21 protein-coding genes are annotated in these 20,248 nt (G+C 33.8%); 7 read left to right on the top strand and 14 right to left on the bottom strand.

From position 1 onward, the window contains the following. Positions 1–11: 11 nt before the first annotated feature. From RM542_RS08385 to RM542_RS08365, 5 genes are read right to left on the bottom strand one after another with little or no spacing between them, the layout of a single operon-like run. Positions 12–530 carry a hypothetical protein gene (locus RM542_RS08385; RefSeq protein ID WP_311385291.1) on the bottom strand — a complete coding sequence of 173 codons (519 nt, stop codon included), beginning with the start codon at positions 528–530 and terminating at the stop codon, positions 12–14. Between the two features lie 60 nt (positions 531–590). After that, positions 591–1,352, bottom strand: coding sequence for a hypothetical protein (locus RM542_RS08380; protein ID WP_311385290.1), 762 nt, complete (start codon positions 1,350–1,352; stop codon positions 591–593). Positions 1,353–1,368: 16 nt separating this feature from the next. Continuing rightward, complete coding sequence (locus RM542_RS08375; protein ID WP_311385289.1) at positions 1,369–2,922, bottom strand: FMN-binding glutamate synthase family protein; 1,554 nt, start codon at positions 2,920–2,922, stop codon at positions 1,369–1,371. 50 nt (positions 2,923–2,972) lie between these two features. Then, positions 2,973–4,253 carry an amidohydrolase gene (locus tag RM542_RS08370; protein ID WP_311385288.1) on the bottom strand — a complete coding sequence of 427 codons (1,281 nt, stop codon included), beginning with the start codon at positions 4,251–4,253 and terminating at the stop codon, positions 2,973–2,975. A gap of 11 nt (positions 4,254–4,264) precedes the next feature. Continuing rightward, entirely contained in the window at positions 4,265–4,801 is a 537-nt protein-coding gene (locus tag RM542_RS08365) for a DsrE family protein (protein WP_311385287.1), read from the bottom strand. A 209-nt stretch (positions 4,802–5,010) separates the two neighbouring features. On the opposite strand from RM542_RS08365, the gene RM542_RS08360 reads away from it, so the two are divergent. The 5 genes from RM542_RS08360 to RM542_RS08340 all read left to right on the top strand — a co-directional run bounded on the left by RM542_RS08360 (position 5,011) and on the right by RM542_RS08340 (position 9,805). Next, positions 5,011–7,347 carry a UvrD-helicase domain-containing protein gene (locus RM542_RS08360; protein ID WP_311385286.1) on the top strand — a complete coding sequence of 779 codons (2,337 nt, stop codon included), beginning with the start codon at positions 5,011–5,013 and terminating at the stop codon, positions 7,345–7,347. Positions 7,348–7,414: 67 nt separating this feature from the next. Beyond that, complete coding sequence (locus RM542_RS08355) at positions 7,415–7,984, top strand: hypothetical protein (protein WP_311385285.1); 570 nt, start codon at positions 7,415–7,417, stop codon at positions 7,982–7,984. 11 nt (positions 7,985–7,995) lie between these two features. Further along, the gene (locus tag RM542_RS08350) at positions 7,996–8,343 is read left to right on the top strand and encodes a nuclear transport factor 2 family protein (RefSeq protein WP_311385284.1); all 348 of its coding nucleotides are present in this window, start codon (positions 7,996–7,998) and stop codon (positions 8,341–8,343) included. A gap of 155 nt (positions 8,344–8,498) precedes the next feature. Continuing rightward, the gene (locus RM542_RS08345; RefSeq protein WP_311385283.1) at positions 8,499–9,104 is read left to right on the top strand and encodes a hypothetical protein; all 606 of its coding nucleotides are present in this window, start codon (positions 8,499–8,501) and stop codon (positions 9,102–9,104) included. Between the two features lie 80 nt (positions 9,105–9,184). Next, positions 9,185–9,805, top strand: coding sequence for an L-threonylcarbamoyladenylate synthase (locus RM542_RS08340; protein ID WP_311385282.1), 621 nt, complete (start codon positions 9,185–9,187; stop codon positions 9,803–9,805). Between the two features lie 72 nt (positions 9,806–9,877). On the opposite strand, the gene RM542_RS08335 is transcribed toward RM542_RS08340, so the two are convergent. The 3 genes from RM542_RS08335 to RM542_RS08325 all read right to left on the bottom strand — a co-directional run bounded on the left by RM542_RS08335 (position 9,878) and on the right by RM542_RS08325 (position 12,284). Continuing rightward, a complete protein-coding gene (locus tag RM542_RS08335; RefSeq protein WP_311385281.1) occupies positions 9,878–10,729 on the bottom strand; it encodes an OmpA family protein in 852 nt (283 codons plus the stop codon). Between the two features lie 94 nt (positions 10,730–10,823). Then, positions 10,824–11,825, bottom strand: a complete 1,002-nt coding sequence (locus RM542_RS08330; protein ID WP_311385280.1) for a glycosyltransferase family 2 protein — start codon at positions 11,823–11,825, stop codon at positions 10,824–10,826. Positions 11,826–11,837: 12 nt separating this feature from the next. Beyond that, complete coding sequence (locus RM542_RS08325; RefSeq protein WP_311385279.1) at positions 11,838–12,284, bottom strand: type I restriction enzyme HsdR N-terminal domain-containing protein; 447 nt, start codon at positions 12,282–12,284, stop codon at positions 11,838–11,840. A 26-nt stretch (positions 12,285–12,310) separates the two neighbouring features. Here RM542_RS08325 and holA point away from each other — a divergent pair, with 26 nt between their 5' ends. Further along, complete coding sequence (holA, locus tag RM542_RS08320) at positions 12,311–13,312, top strand: DNA polymerase III subunit delta (RefSeq protein WP_311385278.1); 1,002 nt, start codon at positions 12,311–12,313, stop codon at positions 13,310–13,312. Here holA and RM542_RS08315 read toward each other — a convergent pair whose 3' ends face one another. The 6 genes from RM542_RS08315 to RM542_RS08290 form a co-directional block, all read right to left on the bottom strand. After that, positions 13,313–13,693: a DoxX family protein gene (locus RM542_RS08315; protein WP_311385277.1), complete on the bottom strand. Its 381-nt coding sequence runs from the start codon at positions 13,691–13,693 to the stop codon at positions 13,313–13,315. Positions 13,694–13,785: 92 nt separating this feature from the next. Next, the gene (locus tag RM542_RS08310; protein ID WP_311385276.1) at positions 13,786–14,658 is read right to left on the bottom strand and encodes a GIN domain-containing protein; all 873 of its coding nucleotides are present in this window, start codon (positions 14,656–14,658) and stop codon (positions 13,786–13,788) included. Between the two features lie 6 nt (positions 14,659–14,664). Continuing rightward, positions 14,665–15,054 (bottom strand): hypothetical protein, encoded by a 390-nt coding sequence (locus tag RM542_RS08305; RefSeq protein ID WP_311385275.1) that lies wholly within the window; start codon positions 15,052–15,054, stop codon positions 14,665–14,667. Next, entirely contained in the window at positions 15,051–15,545 is a 495-nt protein-coding gene (locus tag RM542_RS08300; RefSeq protein WP_311385274.1) for a hypothetical protein, read from the bottom strand. The genes RM542_RS08305 and RM542_RS08300 overlap by 4 nt, the downstream gene beginning before the upstream one ends. A 3-nt stretch (positions 15,546–15,548) precedes the next feature. Beyond that, positions 15,549–16,040, bottom strand: a complete 492-nt coding sequence (locus tag RM542_RS08295; RefSeq protein WP_311385273.1) for a DoxX family protein — start codon at positions 16,038–16,040, stop codon at positions 15,549–15,551. Between the two features lie 108 nt (positions 16,041–16,148). Continuing rightward, on the bottom strand, positions 16,149–17,036 hold the full coding sequence (locus RM542_RS08290; protein WP_311385272.1) for a helix-turn-helix domain-containing protein: 888 nt from the start codon (positions 17,034–17,036) through the stop codon (positions 16,149–16,151). A 430-nt stretch (positions 17,037–17,466) separates the two neighbouring features. On the opposite strand from RM542_RS08290, the gene RM542_RS08285 reads away from it, so the two are divergent. After that, the gene (locus tag RM542_RS08285) at positions 17,467–20,244 is read left to right on the top strand and encodes a pitrilysin family protein (protein WP_311385271.1); all 2,778 of its coding nucleotides are present in this window, start codon (positions 17,467–17,469) and stop codon (positions 20,242–20,244) included. Positions 20,245–20,248 lie beyond the last annotated feature (4 nt).

Raw genomic sequence — 20,248 nt, 5'->3', positions numbered from 1 at the left:
TAAACTTAAGCTTACCATAGTTCACCAATCTCTTTCTTTACAAAAGAGAGTGCCGTAGCGGAAGGTGATTGTTTTTCCATAGTTTTGTTCAAAATATCTTCACGAAGTTTATCTGCTGAATCAGATTCGCTCATTCCTGCTGAACGAATAATTTGAATAGTTGCATTTTTAGCAGCTTTTATAACATTCCAACATTCGTCAGTCATATAAATTTGTTGAGGCAAATTATGGTCAAACTCATTTTCCACCTGTTTTATAAGCAGGTTTTCATATTTGGCTTTATCTTGACTTTGTGGAGCAACACGAACGACCAAACTATTAATTGAAATACGCTCTAAAAATAGAGCCATACGTTCATAAGCTTGTAACCTAACAGGTAAGGTATCTTTTTGTGAATCTTTATGAAGTAAGAATCTTCTTCGTCCTTCTTCATTATTCGTATGCATTCTAAAGAAATAAAAAGCTATTGCACCAGTAACAATTGAAGGCAATAAATAGGCAAATAGTTGGAAAACTTGATCTCCGCTCATGGTTCATTTTGGTTTTAATGAAAATAGAACGCCAATTTTAGGCTAAAAGTATATTGAATTCTATTGAAATTCTTTTTTTACCATTTCATAAAATGCGGCATGATTTGGGGCAATTCTTATAGAAATACCTTCTTTAAAATTACCGTCTTTAACTAGAACTTGTATTCTTTCAGAACCAACACCATCCGTTTTAGTCAGCGCATTTGCCATAGCACTAGCTTGAGCATAAGTGACGTCAAATTCTCCTGTAATATTTAAACCTTCCACAATTATAGAACGGTCAGGGTTTGCCTTTATAATCTCACTAATTTTAGAGGCCCAAGTCAGTCCAATTTCAGTTAGCGTTGCACCTGAATCTGATCCGAATAAATTATCTAAAGAATTTGAAATAAGCACACTGCCATTAGAAACACCGGCTTTCGCGTCAGGACCCATAGTTTGTTTTATTTGCGTAAATATGGCAATAGCGATAGAATCGTTTTGCGAAAATGTATCTGTAATTACCCTAAGTTGTTCTTCTTTTTTCTTTAAGCTATTAAGTGCATTACCAACTGATTCTGTGTTTTGCTTAGAAATTTTAGAAAAATTGGTCAAATTTTGTAATAAAGTAGCATTAGCAGCCCGCAAATCTTCATTCTCTTTTTCAAATAGCTCGGCTTTTGAGTTTGATTTGTTTATTTGTCTTTGCGCTAATGACACGGAATCATTTAATGACATAATTGTCTTTTCGAGTTCTCCGATTTCAGCGATAAGTTCACTCTTTTTTTGTGCCGATATACTGGTAAATACTAATAAGATAACAAGGGGTAATAGTCTTTTCATGCTCTAATGGTTTTTATTATTGGCCTCCTAAATACGCACACTCCATTAAGGCTTGTATATCTGTAAAAGGTACTGGTGTTTTTTCATAACCGTAAACAGTTCTTAAATCACTACTAAGATAGTCATCATCTACGTTTACTTGAATATCTTGCATGGTAAATTGAGAAGGATGTTCATAACCAGCGGCTCTGGTAATCTCTAAAAACTCTTTTCTAAATGTTTTAAAGTATTGCGCAAGCCTGTCTGATTTTAAAGGAACGTTAATACCATTTTGCAACCATTTACTTTGTGTAGCCACACCAGCAGGGCATCTATTTGTATGACAAATTTGTGCCTGAATGCATCCAATACTCATCATTGCTTCTCGAGCAACATTTATACAATCAATGCCCATTGCAAATGCCATGGCCGCTTTAGCGGGAAACCCTAATTTTCCACTACCAACAAATACAATTCGTTCCGTAAGATTTTTATTCTTAAAAATTTTATACAAACTAGCAAAACCGTAAACCCAGGGAAGTGATACATGATCAGCAAAACTTGGGGGAGCTGCACCAGTTCCGCCTTCACCACCATCTACTGTAATAAAATCAGGTCCTTTTCCTGTTTTGACCATTAAATCAGCAAGTTCTTCCCATTGTTGTAGTTTACCTATGGCTGCCTTGATACCAACAGGAAGTCCTGTTTCTTTTGCGATAGCCTCAATTAATTGCAATAACTCTGATATAGAATTAAAAGCCTTATGGGTTGCTGGGGATAACACATCTTTTCCAACTTCAACACCTCTAATGTTTGCAATTTCCTTGGTTATTTTTGCGCCAGGAAGTACGCCACCTTTGCCTGGTTTGGCCCCTTGAGATAGTTTTATTTCAATAGCCTTAATACAAGGGTTCTCATGAACTAACTTTTTCATTTTCTCCATAGAGAAGTTACCTTCTTTTGAACGCACCCCGAAATAACCTGTTCCAAAATGAAAAACTACATCACCACCTTGCTTGTGATACGGTGAAAGACCACCTTCACCAGTGTTGTGATAGGCATTTGCCTTGTGTACTCCTTTATTCATGGCCTCAACAGCTGCTGCCGATAGCGAACCAAAACTCATGGCAGAGACGTTTATTACGGATGCAGGTCGAAAAGGTTTTTCTCTTTTGTTATAGCCACCAATTACCTTTGCGCATGGTAAAAAGTATGGATTATTAATATTCGGATGGTCTTTCGGAATTTGATAACCAATCATAGCGTTCTTTACGAAAATATGTTGGTGTGCATAGATATCTCGATCGGTTCCAAAGCCTTCGTAATTGTTTTCCTTTTTAGCTGAGGCATAAATCCACCCGCGCTCGATACGATTAAAAGGAAGCTCTTCGCGATTATTAGCAACAAAATATTGTCGCATTTCTGGCCCAATACTCTCTAACCAATACCGTAAATGACCTACTACTGGAAAATTATGCTTAATGGTATGAGAACGTTGAAAAAAAATATCCCAAATAGCTACTAAAACAATGAAGGCAATAACCCAAAGCCACCAAGGGATACTAGTAATTAAGGTTCCAATACTATCCATATACAATTCCAATAAACAGATTCAATTTTTTAATACGAATAAATTATAAGCTACTTTCCAGCAGATAAATAATCTAACGTTAATTCCGTCATTGCTTTTACTCCTAATTGCATTCCGGCATCATCAATCAAAAAATCCGGAGTATGATGAGGAAAAGATTCTGTTGTACCTGGGGTCATTCCACCTAAAAAGAAAAAGAAACCAGGAGCTTCTCTTTGAAAATAAGAAAAATCTTCTGCCCCAGTAATTGCTTTTTGAGTAACAACCATTTCTTTACCAGCAACACGTTCTAAAGTTGGTAACATTTGAGTCACTAATGCTGGGTCATTGTAGGTAATATCCGTAGCATCATTAATTTCACAAGTTGCTGTTCCACCATAAGCTTTGGCAATAGTTTCTACCATTTCAATCATTCGTTTGTTCAGCTTATCTTTCATATCATAATCCAATGTTCTAATAGTTCCAATCATTTCTGCACTTTCAGGGATTATATTGAAACGAACTCCACTTTTTATTTTTCCAACGGTTATTACAGCAGCTTCATTAGTCAGTTCTGTTTCACGACTGATTATGGTTTGTAAACCGTCAATAATCTTAGCACTAATTAAAATAGGGTCAACGCCACCCCATGGTTGCGAACCATGACTCTGTTTGCCGTTCACCTTAATTGTAAAGCTTTGAGCAGCGGCCATTGTTCCGCCTGACTTATAGCGAATCATATTCACAGGAGTTTGTGAATTAATATGCAAGCCAAAAATGGCGTCTACCTTAGGGTTTTCCATCACACCTTCCTTTACCATTAATAAAGCACCACCTTCTTCTCCTGGCGGAGGTCCTTCTTCTGCTGGCTGAAAAATGAACTTTACGGTACCATTAATCTTATCTTTATTCTTAGACAAAACTTCGGCAACACCCATTAAAATAGCAGTATGTGTATCATGACCACAGGCATGCATAACACCAACTTTTTCTCCTAAAAATTCAGACGTAACATTAGACTTGTATGGCAAATTATTTCTTTCTGTAACTGGCAAAGCATCAATATCAGCCCTTAAGGCAACTACTTGTCCTGGGTTGTCACCTTTTAGTAAACCAACAACGCCAGTATAAGCAACTCCGGTTTGAATTTCAATCCCTAAAGACTTAAGGTGATTAGCAATTTTTTCAGCTGTTTTAAACTCTCTATTTCCGAGCTCTGGGTTTTGATGAATGTCATGACGCCATTCTATAACTTTATTTTCAATTTGTTCATAGTCTTTTTCAAGGTTAGGTCCTTGGGCAAACAAACCTGATGTTAAAAGACAAATGCCGATTAGTACTAATTTATTCATAACTGTTGGATTTAAAATTTTATAAGACGATAACCGTCATTTTGTAATTGTATTAATGCAGTCATTGCTGACAGGGATAATTGCACTCCCGGGACTGTTTCTTCTATTGGAAAATTTCTTGAAAGTGATGACTGCCCACAAAATACAAACTCTACTCCAGCCTCTATTAGCTGCTGTACCATTTCAGCATTCGGATTGTCGGTTCCGTAACGAGCTTTATAAGCCTCATTGGTAATAATATCTTTCGACGCTTTGTTATGCACCACAAGAGCAACCTTCATATTTTCTTTTGAAACTCCACTTTGCCCATGCATATTTAAAAAACGAGCAGCAGTTTCAATACTTGCATTTCGTTGATTGACATCTTTTGGACTATTCATAATATCAAAAACAACCTTAAACTCCGAATCTAATTTTACTTGATAATCAAGGTTTTTAATACTCCAAACTTTACCATAATCTTTAATGATAGGTCCCATTTTCTTTTCTTGGCTAAAAAGAAAAAACGTAAGAAAAAATGTTAGAAATACTGGCAGTGATTTTATCATAAGGTCTAAATATATTTAAATATTAAGGAAAAACCATTCCTGTTTAAAAGTATTTAAAGCTTAGTTTTTGGAAACGGAACAGATTGGCTAATTTCACTCGATGATGGTGATTAGAATGCTACCAGACTTTCTTTGTGAGTCTAAAATTGTATGCTATCAAATACTACTTGAATTATATTTGAAGTAGTTAATTTATTGAGTTTTTATTTGTGGAAGAAGAAATAGCATATTTAAAAGGATTGAACGATGCTCAACGCGAGCCGGTTTTACATAAAGACGGTGCCTTAATGGTCATTGCGGGAGCAGGATCTGGTAAAACGCGTGTTTTAACTTATCGAATTGCACATTTAATGGCGCAAGGAGTAGATTCATTCAATATTTTAGCTTTAACATTTACGAATAAAGCAGCACGCGAAATGAAGAAACGTATTGCTGATATTGTAGGTAGTTCTGAGGCCAAGAACCTATGGATGGGAACTTTTCATTCAGTTTTTGCCAAACTCTTGCGTTTTGATGGCAGCAAATTAGGTTACCCAAGTAATTTCACCATTTATGATACTCAAGATTCTCAAAGATTAATCGCGTCCATTATTAAAGAAATGGGCTTGGATAAAGATATTTACAAGTACAAACAAGTTCAAAACAGAATTTCCTCATATAAAAACAGTTTAATTACTGTAAAAGCCTATTACCAAAACCCTGAATTAGTAGAGGCTGATGCCATGGCTAAGCGTCCCAGGCTTGGAGAAATCTATCAAAACTATGTGGACCGATGTTTTAAAGCTGGAGCCATGGATTTTGACGATTTATTGCTTAGAACCAATGAGCTATTAACTCGTTTTCCAGAGGTTTTAATGAAATATCAAGACCGGTTCAGGTATATTTTGGTTGATGAGTATCAAGATACCAATCACTCTCAGTATTTGATAGTAAAAGCTTTGGCTGACAGGTATCAGAATATTTGCGTTGTAGGCGACGATGCTCAAAGTATATACTCTTTCCGAGGGGCCAATATTAGTAATATTCTCAATTTTCAAAGAGATTATGAAGATGTGGGCATGTATCGTTTAGAACAAAATTACAGATCCACTAAGAACATCGTTAATGCGGCAAATTCTATAATCTCCAATAATAAAAATCAACTTGAAAAAGTTGTTTGGACTGCGAATGATGAAGGAAACAAAATCATTATCCATCGTAGTATTACTGATGCTGAAGAGGGTAGGTATGTAGCTTCTTCCATTTGGGACAATCGAATGAATCATCAAATGGGGAATGGTGAGTTTGCAGTTTTATACCGAACCAATTCTCAATCAAGGGCTATTGAAGATGCTCTTCGTAAACGAGATATTCCCTACCGAATTTATGGGGGACTTTCGTTTTATCAAAGAAAGGAGATTAAAGATGTCTTAGCTTATTTGCGTTTAGTCATCAACCCCAAAGATGAGGAGGCACTAAAACGGGTGGTAAATTTTCCAGCAAGGGGAATAGGACAGACGACCATTGACAAATTGGTTGTAGCCGCTAATCATTACGGTCGTTCCATATTTGAAGTAATGGATAATTTACCTAAGTTGAATCTTAAAATCAACTCAGGTACGCAAAGAAAACTCGAAGATTTCGTAACCATGATTAAGAGCTTTCAAATTATGAATGAAGGTTCAGATGCTTTTACCTTGGCTGAGCATGTTTCTAAAAAAACCGGCCTATTATTAGAATTTAAAAAAGATGGAACTCCTGAAGGCATTGGCCGCATGGAGAATATTGAAGAGTTATTGAATGGAATTAAAGATTTTGTTGAGGGACAAAAAGAACTTGCTGATGCTACTGGTAACATTTCAGAATTTTTAGAAGATGTTGCTCTTGCTACCGATTTAGATAAAGATACTGGTGATGATGATCGAGTGGCATTAATGACAATTCACTTAGCAAAAGGCCTAGAGTTTCCTTACGTATATATCGTTGGGATGGAAGAAGATTTATTCCCTTCTGCTATGAGCATGAACACTCGAAGTGAGTTAGAAGAAGAACGAAGATTATTTTATGTTGCTTTAACTAGAGCAGAAAAACAAGCCTACCTCACCTATACTCAGAACCGATATAGATGGGGTAAATTAATAGATGCGGAACCTAGTCGATTTTTAGAAGAAATTGACGAACAATATGTGGATAATTTAACCCCTGTAAATGATGGTTACAGGTATAAATCAATGATTGATGCAAATATTTTTGGTGAAGTTGATAAAAGTAAACTGCGTCAAGTCAAACCACAGAACGGAACACCACCACCAGTAGGATCCCCTAATGCAAATCAACTACGAAAACTTCGTAAGCTAAAGCCTGAATTAAGTAAACCTTCAAAAAGCACCAATGTCATTGACCCGAATTTAGAAGAAGGATCATTAGTAAATCATACAAGGTTTGGAAAGGGTCAAGTATTAAAAATTGAAGGTGTAGGCAATGACAAAAAAGCTGAAATTAAGTTTGAACGTGGTGATATAAAAAAATTATTACTTCGTTTTGCTAAATTAGAAGTGCTTTCTTAAACCTGTATTTTTTAGTTCAAAAGGAAAGCTAAATTTTAAATCGGAATATTGAATTAAATATACTCCAATGCATAAAAAATTAGTTTTTCTATTCATAGCAATCATATTTATTTCATGTAAAAGTGAAAATCAAAAGCTAAGTAAACTTCAAATTGCCAAACAGTACTATAAGGTTTTGAGTAATTCTGACGATTCGAAGATTGCTTCATTATTAACAGATAGTCTTTTGACTAAAGAAACAGAATACGATTACGAGCAAACATTTTCTTTAGCGCAGTATAAGGATTGGCTTAAATGGGACGCAATGTTTGAACCCAAATATGAAATTATTGATATTGTTTCTGAAGGTGATATCGTAAAAGCTCAGATTTCAAAGACTGACAAAAGAATTTTGTTTCTTCACGAAGAACCAATTGTTACCAATCAAGTCATCCGATTTGATAAAGATAAGATTACAAGCATTGAAACCACTAAGTATATAGTATTCAATGATTCATTATTTGTGAAAAACAGAACTAATCTTTTAAACTGGATGGATGAAAACCAACCAGAACTTAAAGGTTTTATTTATGATCAAACAGAGGAAGGAGCTTCAAAGTATTTACAGGCTCTCGAATTATATACTAATCGTCAATAGTCTTGTTTTAAATGAAAAGTCTTTCTAACAAAGAATTGTGCATTTTCTATTTAAAAAAGTATGCGAAAAAAGATATTAATGGAGTAGCAGCCCTTTTTGATGATACCATCGTTTTGCGTGATTGGAAAATTAGCGTTGTTGGTAAAGACGAAGCTTTAAAAGAAACACAGAAAAACTTTAACAATGTTGATTCCATTACCATTGAGGTATTATCAATGTATGAAAGCTCCAATACAATTGTAGCCGAGCTTAAAATAACAATAGATAAAAAAGAGGAACTTTATGTTGTAGATGTAATTTCTTTTAATTCTAGTTCCAAAATTGTTTCTATCAGAGCCTATTTAGGACGGGGTGATTAAAAGTTAAAGCCAATTACTTAAGTATCGTAGAGTTTCAGTCAACTTTATTTTATCAGATTTCAGGGAATTTAGATGTATCTAAATAATTGAACTTTGCTGATTGGTTATTCAAAACAAATATTTAATTATCACGTTTAAACTAAAAACCTAACCAAATGATAGTATACGGATATCGTTCTACACACCTTAAGAGTGCTCCATTACCAAATACAAAATGCCCAAATTGTGAAACGCCAAATCAAATGACAGCCAGTGTTTATGGTCGTCATGTCCATATTTTCTGGATACCTTTATTTCCGGCTGGTAAAACGGGGGTTTTTGAATGTCAACATTGTCATAAAGGGTTCAAAAAGAAAGAATTGAACGATGATGGCAAAATGGCTTACAAGAATTTCAAAGGCTCGGTAAAAACACCAATTTGGAAATATTCGGGATTAGCTTTGATAGCTATTGTTATTGCTTTTGCTTTTTATTCCAACTCACAGGATAAAGCACGAACTGCTGAATATTTGGAACAGCCCGCTATGTTTGATGTATATACCTTCAGAACTGAACAAAATTACTATTCAACTTTTAAAGTACTTGAAGTGTTTGATGACAGTATTTACGTAAACTATAATAGTTTAGAAACAAACAAGCTAACAGGAGTAAGAGATATTGACAAAACTGAAAATTATATTGATAGTCTTTATTATGTTTTAACTCCGGATAATATAAAAATGCTGCAAGAGTCCGGAGATTTAATGAATATAAAACGTTAGGTCATTACATCAGAATTACACTGACCATTTTATAATCAAGAATGATTACTTTCACGACTGTTTTATTCAATTGAAAAAGCTTGGCAGACTTCATTAAAATATATGAAAACAACCCTAGTACTAATCAGATAGATAAAGTGGTCAAGGTGCTTAGGGGTGGTGGTCTAGTGATATACCCAACGGATACAGTTTATGGCCTTGGCTGTGATATCACCAAGTCAAGGGCTTTAGAAAAAATAGCCAGAATAAAAGGAATCAAACTTCACAAGGCCAACTGGTCTTTTATTTGTGCAGATTTAAGTAATCTTTCTGATTATGTAAAGCAAATTGACACAGCAACATTTAAAATTCTTAAAAGAGCTTTACCTGGACCTTATACTTTTATTCTCCCAGGTAATAATAATTTACCTAAAGATTTTAAAAAGAAAAATACTGTTGGTATTCGTGTTCCAGACAACACTATAGCTCAAACCATGGTGCGGGAACTAGGTAATCCGATAGTATCTACATCAATTCATGATGAAGATGATGTTTTGGAATATACTACTGATCCTGAATTGATTTTTGAAAAATGGCAACATTTGGTTGATATTGTAATTGACGGAGGTTACGGTGATAATACAGCTTCAACAATTATCGATTTATCAACAGATGAACCTGAAGTTGTAAGAGAAGGCAAGGGTTCTTTAGATATTCTATGATTCTATTTAAAAAATTATCAAAAAAAAAGAGCGACTGTTAGGTCGCTCTTTACATGTATTATAATTAAAGGTCTATTCGTTGATAGCGGGGTCTTTCATACCTTCTTCAATCATACTATAGAATTGGTCAATTTTTGGAAGTACAACAATACGTGTTCTTCTATTTTTAGACTTGTCTGTAGTTGAAACAGGAACAAATTCTGCACGACCAGCAGCGGTCATACGCTTAGGGTCAACACCATAATCATTTTGTAAAATACGAACGATGGCAGTTGCTCTTTTTGCACTTAAATCCCAGTTGTCTAGTAACACACCTTTTCTGTAAGGTACATCATCAGTATGGCCTTCAACCATGAACTCAAAATCAGGCTTATTGTTAACTACCTTAGCCACTTTTCCTAAGACATTTTTTGCAGCAGCTGTGATGTTATAACTACCACTACTAAACAATAATTTATCTGAGATAGAAACAAAAACAACACCCTTTTCAACGCTTACTTCAATGTCTTCGTCATCAAGATTTCCTAAAACACCTTTTAAACTTTGAACTAAAGAAAGGTTTACTGAATCTCTTCTCGTTACCGCATCTTGTAATCTACGTATGGTCAAATCTTTCTCTTGAAGACTTTCTAAAGATTTTTCTAAGTTTTCAGCACCTTTTGCTGTTAAGGTAGTTAAATCTCCCATGTTATTAATCAACTCTTGATTGTTAGCACGTAAGAATGCATTTTGATCTTCTAATGCTTCCATTTTCGAAGTTGCTGATGCCTTTTCTTCTAAACAATCATTCAGTTTTACTGTTGCTGAATTTAACAAATCTTGAGCTTCTTTATGCTGAGCTTCTAGTTCTGCATATTTTTTCTGTGACACACAAGATGTCAGTAAGACTGCTGCACCTAGAGTACCTAAAACTAATTTTTTCATAAATGAATAATATTATACTGGTTAATTAAATACACTTTAATTTCAATAAGGTTCAAAATTATAACAATTGCAAATTGTCAAGTTTTCAACACCGTTAATCTTTTACTAAAATGTTAAAATTCTTCACTTGATGTACGAAATGAGACCACACAATGGACTTCGTAACATGATAATTTAATACAAAATTAGCTTTTTCACGTTGCTTAAAGACTCTAGAGAAATTTCTATAAAAGCTGAAGTGGGCTCTTAAAATCGCAAAACTATGCCTTGGTTTTAGTTGAAAAGCAAAATGTAATGCTGCTACTCCGTCAAGCAATAAACGAATGAAAATGAGCTTAAAAGCATTCTTTGTGGGTAAATTTTTAGTAATAGAGTACAAAGAATTTCTAAAATTTAAAAAGGTTTTATTAGGGTTTGAGTTTTTTAGAGTTGATCCTCCTAAATGATAAACATGACTTTTACCCGTGTAATAGATCTTATGACCTATATTTTTAGCCCTCCAACATAAATCTATCTCTTCTTGATGAGCAAAGTAGGATGCATCAAAACCATTTAATGCCTCAAAAACATTTTTTCTAATGAACATGCAAGCACCTGTTGCCCAAAACACTTCAGTAATATCATCGTATTGTCCAGTGTCTTTTTCTAAGGATTGAAAAATACGCCCCCTACAAAAAGGGTAGCCGAGTTTATCTATGAATCCTCCGGCAGCTCCCGCATACTCAAAATATTCTCTATTTTTTAAATCTAAAATCTTAGGTTGGGCAATTGCGACTTTCTTATTGGTTGTAAAGAGTTCCATAACAGCTTGAGTCCAATCTTCGGAAACCTCTACATCTGAATTCAATAAACAAAAGATATCGCTATCTACATGTTTAAGGCCTTCATTGTAACCTCCTGCAAAACCTAGATTTTCTTTGTTCTGAATAATTGATACCTCAGGAAAATTGTTTGAGAGAAGTTTCACAGAAGTATCAGTGGAAGCATTATCAATCACATAAATTGAAGCATTAGAAGAATATTCCAATACTTTAGGAAGATATTCTTTTAACAGCTCTACACCGTTCCAATTCAATATAACAATTGCTAGTCTCAAAACGTGAGCAAATTAACGGCTAAAATCAGGAAATTCCTTTAGAAATGTATATTTTTCTTCTTCATGATTCATTTGGCAATAATAATGATTCAGACCATTAGTAACCATTAAATAGTCTGCCTTTAATTTTACATTATAAATTGCAATTTGATCAAAAACCTTTTGAGAAATTTCAACTTCAGGAGCTTTGCATTCAATAAGTATATTTATATCACCTTGGGCATGGAATACTATTACATCGTATCTTTTTTTTAATCCATTGATAGTAAGCTGCTTTTCAATATTTATTAAGCTCCTTGGATACCTTTTGGTTTCTATTAAGAAATGAATAACATGTTGTCTGACCCATTCTTCGGGTTGCAGTACCACAAATTTTTTACGGATAACATCAAAAATATAGGTGCTATTTTCGGTATTTTTAAGGCGGAAATGATATGATGGAAAATTGAGCCCCTGCATATCACAAAATTGATGATTTTTTTTAAATGGAAGAAGCTAAGCGCATTCTAAACGATATTAAAAATAGAAATCTAAAACCAATATATTTTTTGATGGGTGATGAGCCCTTTTATATTGATGCAATTTCAAATTTTATCGCTAAAAAAGTATTGACTGAAGCTGAACAAGGTTTTAATCAAATGGTTTTATATGGGAAAGATACAAGTGTAAATGAAATCGTTTCAAATGCAAAGCGCTACCCAATGATGGCAGATTATCAGGTTTTAATTATTAAAGAAGCACAGCACTTGTCAAGAACCATTGAGCAACTGGCTAGTTACGCTGAAAAACCTCAAGCAACTACTATCTTGGTGATGTGTTACAAATATAAAAAGTTAGATAAGAGAAAAGCCGCGTATAAGATTTTATCAAAGAACGGAGTTGTTTTTGAAAGCAAAAAATTATATGAGAATCAAGTGGCTGATTGGATAAAGCGATTATTAACTGCTAAAGGCTATCAAATAACACCCAAAGCAGCAGCATTATTAGTTGAGTTTTTGGGAACAGACTTAAGTAAAATCAGCAATGAACTTGAAAAACTATTCTTGGTTATTGAAAAACAAACAGAAATTACGCCAAGCCATATTGAACAACATATTGGAATAAGTAAAGACTTTAATAATTTTGAATTAAAAAAAGCAGTTGGGAAAAAAGATATAAAAAAAGCAACTCGAATCATTAATTATTTTGCCCAAAACCCGAAAGACAATCCTTTTGTTGTAACTATTACTCTTTTAAATAGTTTTTTCACCCAATTATTGCAATATCATGGAATGAATGACCATTCACCCAAAGCTGTTGCTCAAGTGCTTAGAGTGAGTCCTTATTTTGTTGGAGAATATCAAACGGCTGCAAAGAATTATCCCATGCGAAGTGTAAGCGGTATCGTATCTGGTTTAAGAAAGCTTGATTTAAAAGGCAAAGGGGTAGGTTCACAAAATATGTCGCAGCAAGATTTATTGAAAGAACTCTTGACTGTTTTATTTTAATTATTTTCTGTCTAGGCTATATTTTCCTGGACCTATCAATCCAATTACAAGAAAAATCACCGCATATAAAATAGCTAATTCTTTTTTTGTAAAAGGATCTGCACCATGTTGTACAAAAGCTGCCACAAACATGGTTATAAAGGCTGGTATCGCAGCAAATCTTGTTTTAAATCCAACAATAATTAAAATTGGTGCAACCACCTCTCCAATCACTGCTAAGAACAGAGAAGGAGCCTGTCCAATGCCTATTGGATCTGCAAAAGCAAAATCTCCTGCTATTAATTTTTGAAACTTACCAATACCGTGAACGAACAGCATCATAGCTGAAGGAACAATTCTTAAGAGTGCAAAACCTATGTGCTGTAAATCTTTTGATTTCATCTAATCGGGGGGATTTGATGTTACAAATATATTTTTTTTTATTAAACCCTAGAAATTCATTGCATTATAGATATTCTAAGGAATTAAAAGCGTTAAAAAAGGTTTACTATTTTATTTTCATCAGAAAATTTAATCTTTCTGATGAGTGTTTTCATGCCTAGCGTTCCAACTTTATAAATTTTAGTTCCGGTGGTCCAGCTCTCTTTTCGTGTACTACCAGGCATCATCGGAAATCCGTAGCTAAATTTTCTCCCATTGGGTTTAGGGCCAACCACATAAAAATTATAACGATTATTACTATTGTTTTTAATTTTAAAATTAATGTATCGGATCTCCGAAACAGCTGAATTATTGCTAAGAGCTTCTTTAATGTTTCCTTTAATTTTATTTGGTTTACTTTTTAATTCAAGAACGGCGGAGTTACTTAATTTGGCATTTAGTAATTCTATAGGGGCTACTATACCTTTTCCATCTCCCCAGATATTTAAATTAACAGTATTACACTTTACTTTTGAAGCATCAACAGTTCCATTTTCAGCATTTACATTTAATGTTTCAACTTTACCATTTAGGCGTATCGTTCCGTTTAATGCCGAAACAGCAAAATTATTTTTTGATACATTATTTATTTCGATGTCGTTATTGGTGCCATTTTGAATCCAATTTAGATTTGGGGCACCTATTTTAATAATCATTTCTACCGAAGGCTGAATCCATTTTAGTTGGCTTAAGTTTAGTTTTCCATCTACAACTTCAGCATCAATATGTTTAAAAAGGTTATTGTCTGCCGTAATGGTCATTCCTTCTTTGCCTGCAACATCCACTATAATGTTGGCGTATAAACCTATCTCAAGTTCTTCAAGATTCTCTACATGAAAAAATCTTGTATCAATTTTTTTGTTTCCTTTTACTTGACCAAGGCCACTTATTGAAATAAAAAAAAGTAAATATGTGATTGCTTTCATGATAGTTTAATTTATAATTTGCTTTCCATTTTCCTTGTTAAAAATACCCGAGTAAGTAATACGTTCTGGTTTATATTCAAAGCGTATTCTTCGGTTGGGTTGACCATTTAATTCAATCTCTTCGCCATTATTCACAAACTTGAATTCTACACTATTTTGAGCAGTTTTTTGTGATAGTGTAACTTCAAAAATACCATCTCCATTGTTGTCTTCCATAGGTACAACTTCTGACCAAGGTGGACTCGTGAATTCACCTTTTAACCCAACTTGATTATTATGAGTAGTTTCATTCATGTCAACCTCAAATGTGACTTCTTTTAAGTGCTCTTTCTGAACACAACTGGTGAGCATTAAGACTATTAAGAATATCTTCAAAATTGCAATTTTTGTTTTCATAGTTTAATCTTTTTTAATGTTATTTTGTTTCTTATAAAAGTTTGATGGGTTCCAATTAATTGAACTTCTTTAGTTATTATTACTGACGATACCCCCAGTTCGTAAAATTTGTAAAAAATAGCTTTCTGTCCATTATCCCTTCCATTATAACTCGTTTTCACTAGAAGGCTTCCGTCTTGTCTTCTTTCTATATTATCAACCTTTTCGTTACCAAAATAGGTTCCTTTTTTGCGTAATTTGATTACACTCTTACTATTGGCTTTAGGTTCGTTTGGGTAAGTTGTGAGTAGATTTACAGTGTTGTTTTTGATTGAAATAGTAAGCGAAGTTGGTATAAAAACTTCTTTATTGTCACTATAGTTTACATACATTAAACTACCCTGCCAATTACTGTTATTTAAAAAGTTGAAATCTTGAATGGTAAGTATATTTGATTGTGATAAAAGAACATTGCTTAAAGCCCAAATACTTAGAATTATTAGTTTTTTCATGAGTTAAGACTTATTAATTTTTTTAGCAATTAAATAATCAAAACCAAAGCGGCCAGAACCAAAGTACAGATTGTAAATAGCGAGCCATAAAAAGCTCATGGCTGGTAACATGCTCCATGTTCCTTGTCCCCATTTTTGCATAAAAATAGCTACCAGCATTGTGCACATAATTAGAAACGAAGCTAATCTAGTTTTTAATCCGAATGCCAAGAACAATCCTCCAACGGCTTCACTAAAGGCTCCCATCCATGCAAAGAAAACTGGCATTAAAGCGAATATACCCCCATAGGCTGCTACGTCTTTAGGAAACCAAGCTGCAACTTCAAATAAGTTCAGATTTTGACCATCTGGAGTCCACGGCATCCCAAATTTACTTGCTCCAAAATCTATGGCAAGTAAAATGCCAGATATGAATCTGATGATGCCAAATGTTAAATCTGCAAACCAATGCTTTTGTAAAATAGGGGTGATTAAAGTTTTAAGAATATTTTTCATGACTATTATTATTTTGATGAGTCAAATGTCATGATTGAAAGGGAGTCTTGCGACTCAAATAAAAATAGTAGGTCTCAAATACGATTTGAGACGTCTTAAATTATTTTTTTAGACTACATTTTTGCTTTTCAAATAATCGGTTGGAGAGAAGTCAGTTATTTTTTTAAACACCCTATTAAATGTAGCCTTACTATTAAAACCACATTCAAAAGCCAAACCTAATAATGAAAGCTTTTGATGTTTATCTTCTTTTAATAATTGCTTAAACTCATCTACGCGGTATTTATTAATGAAGTCATTAAAATTAATGCCAAAGCCAGAATTGATAGTTTCTGATAACTGAGCTCTGGTCATATTTGTCTGCTTTGCTAAATCGGCAAGATTTAAATCGGGGTTTAAGTATGGCTTTTGATCAATCATCAACGTATGAAGATCGGTTATGGCCTCCTTTGAAAAGGGTTTTTCCTTATCAGATATTTCAGGAATACTAACTCTATTAGGCGCAAAAGAAAAGTTAAGCTTTTGAAGCTTAGTGGTATCTGTAAAAAAACCTTTTACGCCGACATAAATTATTATAAGTGCCATGTAAAAATTCATCCACCATTGCTGCAAATAACTTAATTCAACAATATACTCATTAATGATTGTTTGTATAAAATCATACAAAAAGAGGATCGCATATAAAATCAAGAAGCTCAAAATCCAGTTTAATTCAAGCTTATAGGTATTAGAAAAGAACTCTTTAATTTTTTTCCGGTAGATATAAAATAATTGAAATGTAAACGCCAAATACAAGAGATTTTGAAAATAACTAAATATGCCATAAATGGATTGAACATAAAGCTCATCTAAATTAATTTTTAAATAGCCATTTTGAGTATCATTAAATCCTGATAAACTTGAATCATAAACATAAATAACAAGCCGGTAAATTATGATAGCTATTGCTGGTGTAAAGTGGAGCCAATCTTTTTTCCGAAACTTGAAAGCAGTCATCGTTATTGATTTCAAGTATAGATATATTAATGGCAATATAGCTACCGACATAGGTATTAAAAAATAATTGATTTTAGTATTTCTAAAAGTATTATACCATCCCATAAATCCAACAGTATAGCAGGTTTGTTGATAGCAAGTGATAAACAGAATTAAAAATAAAAAGAAGTCAGACAGATTCCTCTTTTTGAAATATCTATTCAATAGAAGAAAGGCAAATATTAAGCCCTGAAGCGATAGAATTAGTAGAGGAGTACTACGAATATTAAAATCTGGAAAAGCTAAAAACACAATAATTTGTTGACTTATTTCTAATGTAATAATTCCATTTCTTTTTACAATAGAAAATACTGTGAAATGTAAGCTTTGCTAAGAACTGAACAATTAGTTATCTTGTAGAAATCATAATTATCAATCAAATATTTTAAAAATGAAAAAAATTATTTCCTTTTCGATAGTCCTTCTATCGATTGTTCAATTAGGTTTAAGTCAAGACTTTGAGTTTAAAGCCAGTGACATTGAAATTGCTTATGAAAAATTTATTTTACCAAATGGGTTAACCTTATTGGTTCATGAAGATCATAAAGCACCTATTGCGGCTGTGAATGTATGGTATCATGTTGGTTCTAAGAATGAAAAGCCTGGTAAAAGTGGGTTTGCTCATTTATTTGAGCATTTGATGTTTAATGGAAGTGAAAATTATAATAAAGATTATTTTCAAGCCTTAGAAAGTATTGGTGGTACGGATTTAAACGGAACAACCAATAATGACCGTACGAACTATTTTCAAAACGTACCTGTATCTGCTTTGGATCAAGTTTTGTTTCTAGAATCTGATAGAATGGGGCATTTACTAGGTGCTATAGACCAAGAACGTTTAGATGAACAGCGCGGAGTCGTGCAAAATGAGAAAAGGCAAGGTGAAAATCAGCCTTATGGAATGCAATGGGATTATCTTACGAAAGCCATGTACCCTAAAGGACATCCATACTCTTGGACAGTAATTGGTGAAATGGAAGATTTGAATGCTGCTTCTTTAGAAGATGTTCAAGAGTGGTTTAAAGCCTATTATGGTGCGGCAAATGCTGTGGTAGCTGTCGCTGGAGACATCAATCCAGATGAAGTATATCAAAAGGTTTTAAATTATTTTGGTGATATACCTGCCGGGCCAACCATTGAAAGACAAGAAGTGAATATTCCCATCCATAATGGCGATACATATCAAGTATACCAAGATAGAGTGCCAGAAACTAGGGTATTGTTTGCTTGGAATACACCAGAATTTGGAGCTAAAGAAGATTTACATTTTGATTTAATTTCTTCGGTACTTTCAAGTGGCAAGAATTCTAGACTTTATAAGAAGTTTGTATACGAAGATCAAACTGCAAGTAGTGCAGTAGCTTTTCAGGCTTCATCTGAAATAGCTAGTAATTTTGTCACTTATTTAAATGTCAAACCTGGCCAAGATGCCGATAAATTAAAAACTGAGTTAGAGGCCGAAATCAATAAGTTCATTGCTAATGGACCAACAGAGCAAGAATTAAAAAGGGTCAAAGCAGCTTATTTTTCAGGATTTATTAAAGGGCTTGAGCGAATCGGTGGCTTTGGTGGTGTTTCTGATATTCTGGCCTCTAACGCTACATATCATGGTGATGCCGCTTATTATAAAACACAACTAAAGTTTATTGAAGAAGCAACAGCTGAAGATCTAAAGAATACTGCTAAAAAATGGTTAACTAGAGGTAAACATATATTAGTTTGTAATCCTTTTCCAGAATTCACTGTGGAGAAAACGACTGTTGACCGCTCAAAACTACCTGAACTAGGACCACAGAAAAATTCAAGATTTCCAGAGCTACAAAGAGCTGAATTGTCGAACGGTTTAGATATTGTTCTTGCAAAAAGAACAGGGGTGCCAACAGTAGTAATGAGTCTTATTGTTGATGCAGGATATAAAACAGACTATTTGTCTAGTCCAGGTAGTGCTGCTTTAGCAATGAATTTATTAGATGAAGGCACTAAATCCATGTCTTCTTTGCAGATTAATGAGAAATTACAATTGCTAGGTGCATCATTAAGTACGTTTTCGAATCAAGATTTATCAAATGTCGACATGACGACTTTAAAACAAAGTTTTAATTCAAGTTTAGACTTATTTGCAGATGTAATTTTAAATCCTATTTTTCCAGAAAGTGAATTTAGTCGTTTACGTGCTGAACAGATTAATAATATAAAAAGAGAAAAATCACAACCCTTTTCAATGGCCTTACGAGTAATGAACAAATATATGTATGGTGAAAATCATCCATATAGCAACCCATATACAGGTACAGGTTATGAAGAAACGGTAGAAAAACTGACTAGGGAAGATGCCGTTAAGTTTTATGATACTTGGATTAAACCAAACAATGCTACCATTTTAGTTACTGGTGATATCGATATGAATGATTTAAAACCAATGTTACAGAAGGCTTTTGGTAAATGGAAGAAAGGAGCCGTTCCTTCTGTTTCTTTTGAAGCCCCCCAGACTAATTCAAAAAATACTTTGTATTTAATGAATAGACCTGAATCGGAGCAATCCATTATTATTGCAGGTCATTTAACCGAAAAATACGGTGGACTTTCTGAAGTTGCAATGGATCAAATGGTTAGTATTATTGGGGGAGACTTTACTTCCAGAATAAATATGAATTTAAGAGAAGATAAGCACTGGTCTTACGGAGCTGGAGGACTTGTCCTGGGCTCTAAGGAAGAAAGACCGTTTATTGTATATACCTCAGTTCAAACTGATAAAACGGCAGAATCGGTAACTGAAATCAGAAAGGAAGTTTCTGAATTTGTTAGTACACGACCGGCTACCATGGAAGAAGTTGAGAAGGTAAAAACAAATCAAGTTTTGAAATTACCTGGACAATGGGAAACGAACAGCTCTGTCAATGCTTCGGTTAGGAATATGATTCGTTATAATCTACCTGATGATTATTATCAAAACTATGATAAAAATGTACGGGAACTTTCTGTAGAAGATGTTAGAAAAGTCAGTAAACAAGTTATAAAACCTGAAGCTGTAAATTGGTTTATGGTAGGTGATAGAGCTAAAATCGCAAGTAAACTTGATCAATTAGGCTTTGATAATATCATAGAAATTGATGCAGATGGCAAACCAATTGTGCCAGCAGTAAAAACAGATACTGAGATAAAAAATTAAAATA

Source organism: Croceitalea sp. P059, assembly GCF_031846365.1.
Lineage (GTDB): Bacteria > Bacteroidota > Bacteroidia > Flavobacteriales > Flavobacteriaceae > Croceitalea > Croceitalea vernalis.
The sequence above is the reverse complement of the archived record's forward strand: the minus strand, read 5'-3'. Positions and strand labels throughout refer to the sequence as shown.

Coding starts and splice junctions, on each gene's coding strand:
- RM542_RS08375 (WP_311385289.1), bottom strand. CDS start 2,922: ATGGATAGTATTGGAACCTTAATTACTAGTATCCCTTGGTGGCTTTGG.
- holA (WP_311385278.1), top strand. CDS start 12,311: ATGGAAGAAGCTAAGCGCATTCTAAACGATATTAAAAATAGAAATCTA.
- RM542_RS08290 (WP_311385272.1), bottom strand. CDS start 17,036: ATGACTGCTTTCAAGTTTCGGAAAAAAGATTGGCTCCACTTTACACCA.
- RM542_RS08355 (WP_311385285.1), top strand. CDS start 7,415: ATGCATAAAAAATTAGTTTTTCTATTCATAGCAATCATATTTATTTCA.
- RM542_RS08365 (WP_311385287.1), bottom strand. CDS start 4,801: ATGATAAAATCACTGCCAGTATTTCTAACATTTTTTCTTACGTTTTTT.
- RM542_RS08300 (WP_311385274.1), bottom strand. CDS start 15,545: ATGAAAAAACTAATAATTCTAAGTATTTGGGCTTTAAGCAATGTTCTT.
- RM542_RS08295 (WP_311385273.1), bottom strand. CDS start 16,040: ATGAAAAATATTCTTAAAACTTTAATCACCCCTATTTTACAAAAGCAT.
- RM542_RS08370 (WP_311385288.1), bottom strand. CDS start 4,253: ATGAATAAATTAGTACTAATCGGCATTTGTCTTTTAACATCAGGTTTG.
- RM542_RS08335 (WP_311385281.1), bottom strand. CDS start 10,729: ATGAAAAAATTAGTTTTAGGTACTCTAGGTGCAGCAGTCTTACTGACA.
- RM542_RS08385 (WP_311385291.1), bottom strand. CDS start 530: ATGAGCGGAGATCAAGTTTTCCAACTATTTGCCTATTTATTGCCTTCA.
- RM542_RS08305 (WP_311385275.1), bottom strand. CDS start 15,054: ATGAAAACAAAAATTGCAATTTTGAAGATATTCTTAATAGTCTTAATG.
- RM542_RS08325 (WP_311385279.1), bottom strand. CDS start 12,284: ATGCAGGGGCTCAATTTTCCATCATATCATTTCCGCCTTAAAAATACC.
- RM542_RS08315 (WP_311385277.1), bottom strand. CDS start 13,693: ATGAAATCAAAAGATTTACAGCACATAGGTTTTGCACTCTTAAGAATT.
- RM542_RS08380 (WP_311385290.1), bottom strand. CDS start 1,352: ATGAAAAGACTATTACCCCTTGTTATCTTATTAGTATTTACCAGTATA.
- RM542_RS08310 (WP_311385276.1), bottom strand. CDS start 14,658: ATGAAAGCAATCACATATTTACTTTTTTTTATTTCAATAAGTGGCCTT.
- RM542_RS08350 (WP_311385284.1), top strand. CDS start 7,996: ATGAAAAGTCTTTCTAACAAAGAATTGTGCATTTTCTATTTAAAAAAG.
- RM542_RS08285 (WP_311385271.1), top strand. CDS start 17,467: ATGAAAAAAATTATTTCCTTTTCGATAGTCCTTCTATCGATTGTTCAA.
- RM542_RS08345 (WP_311385283.1), top strand. CDS start 8,499: ATGATAGTATACGGATATCGTTCTACACACCTTAAGAGTGCTCCATTA.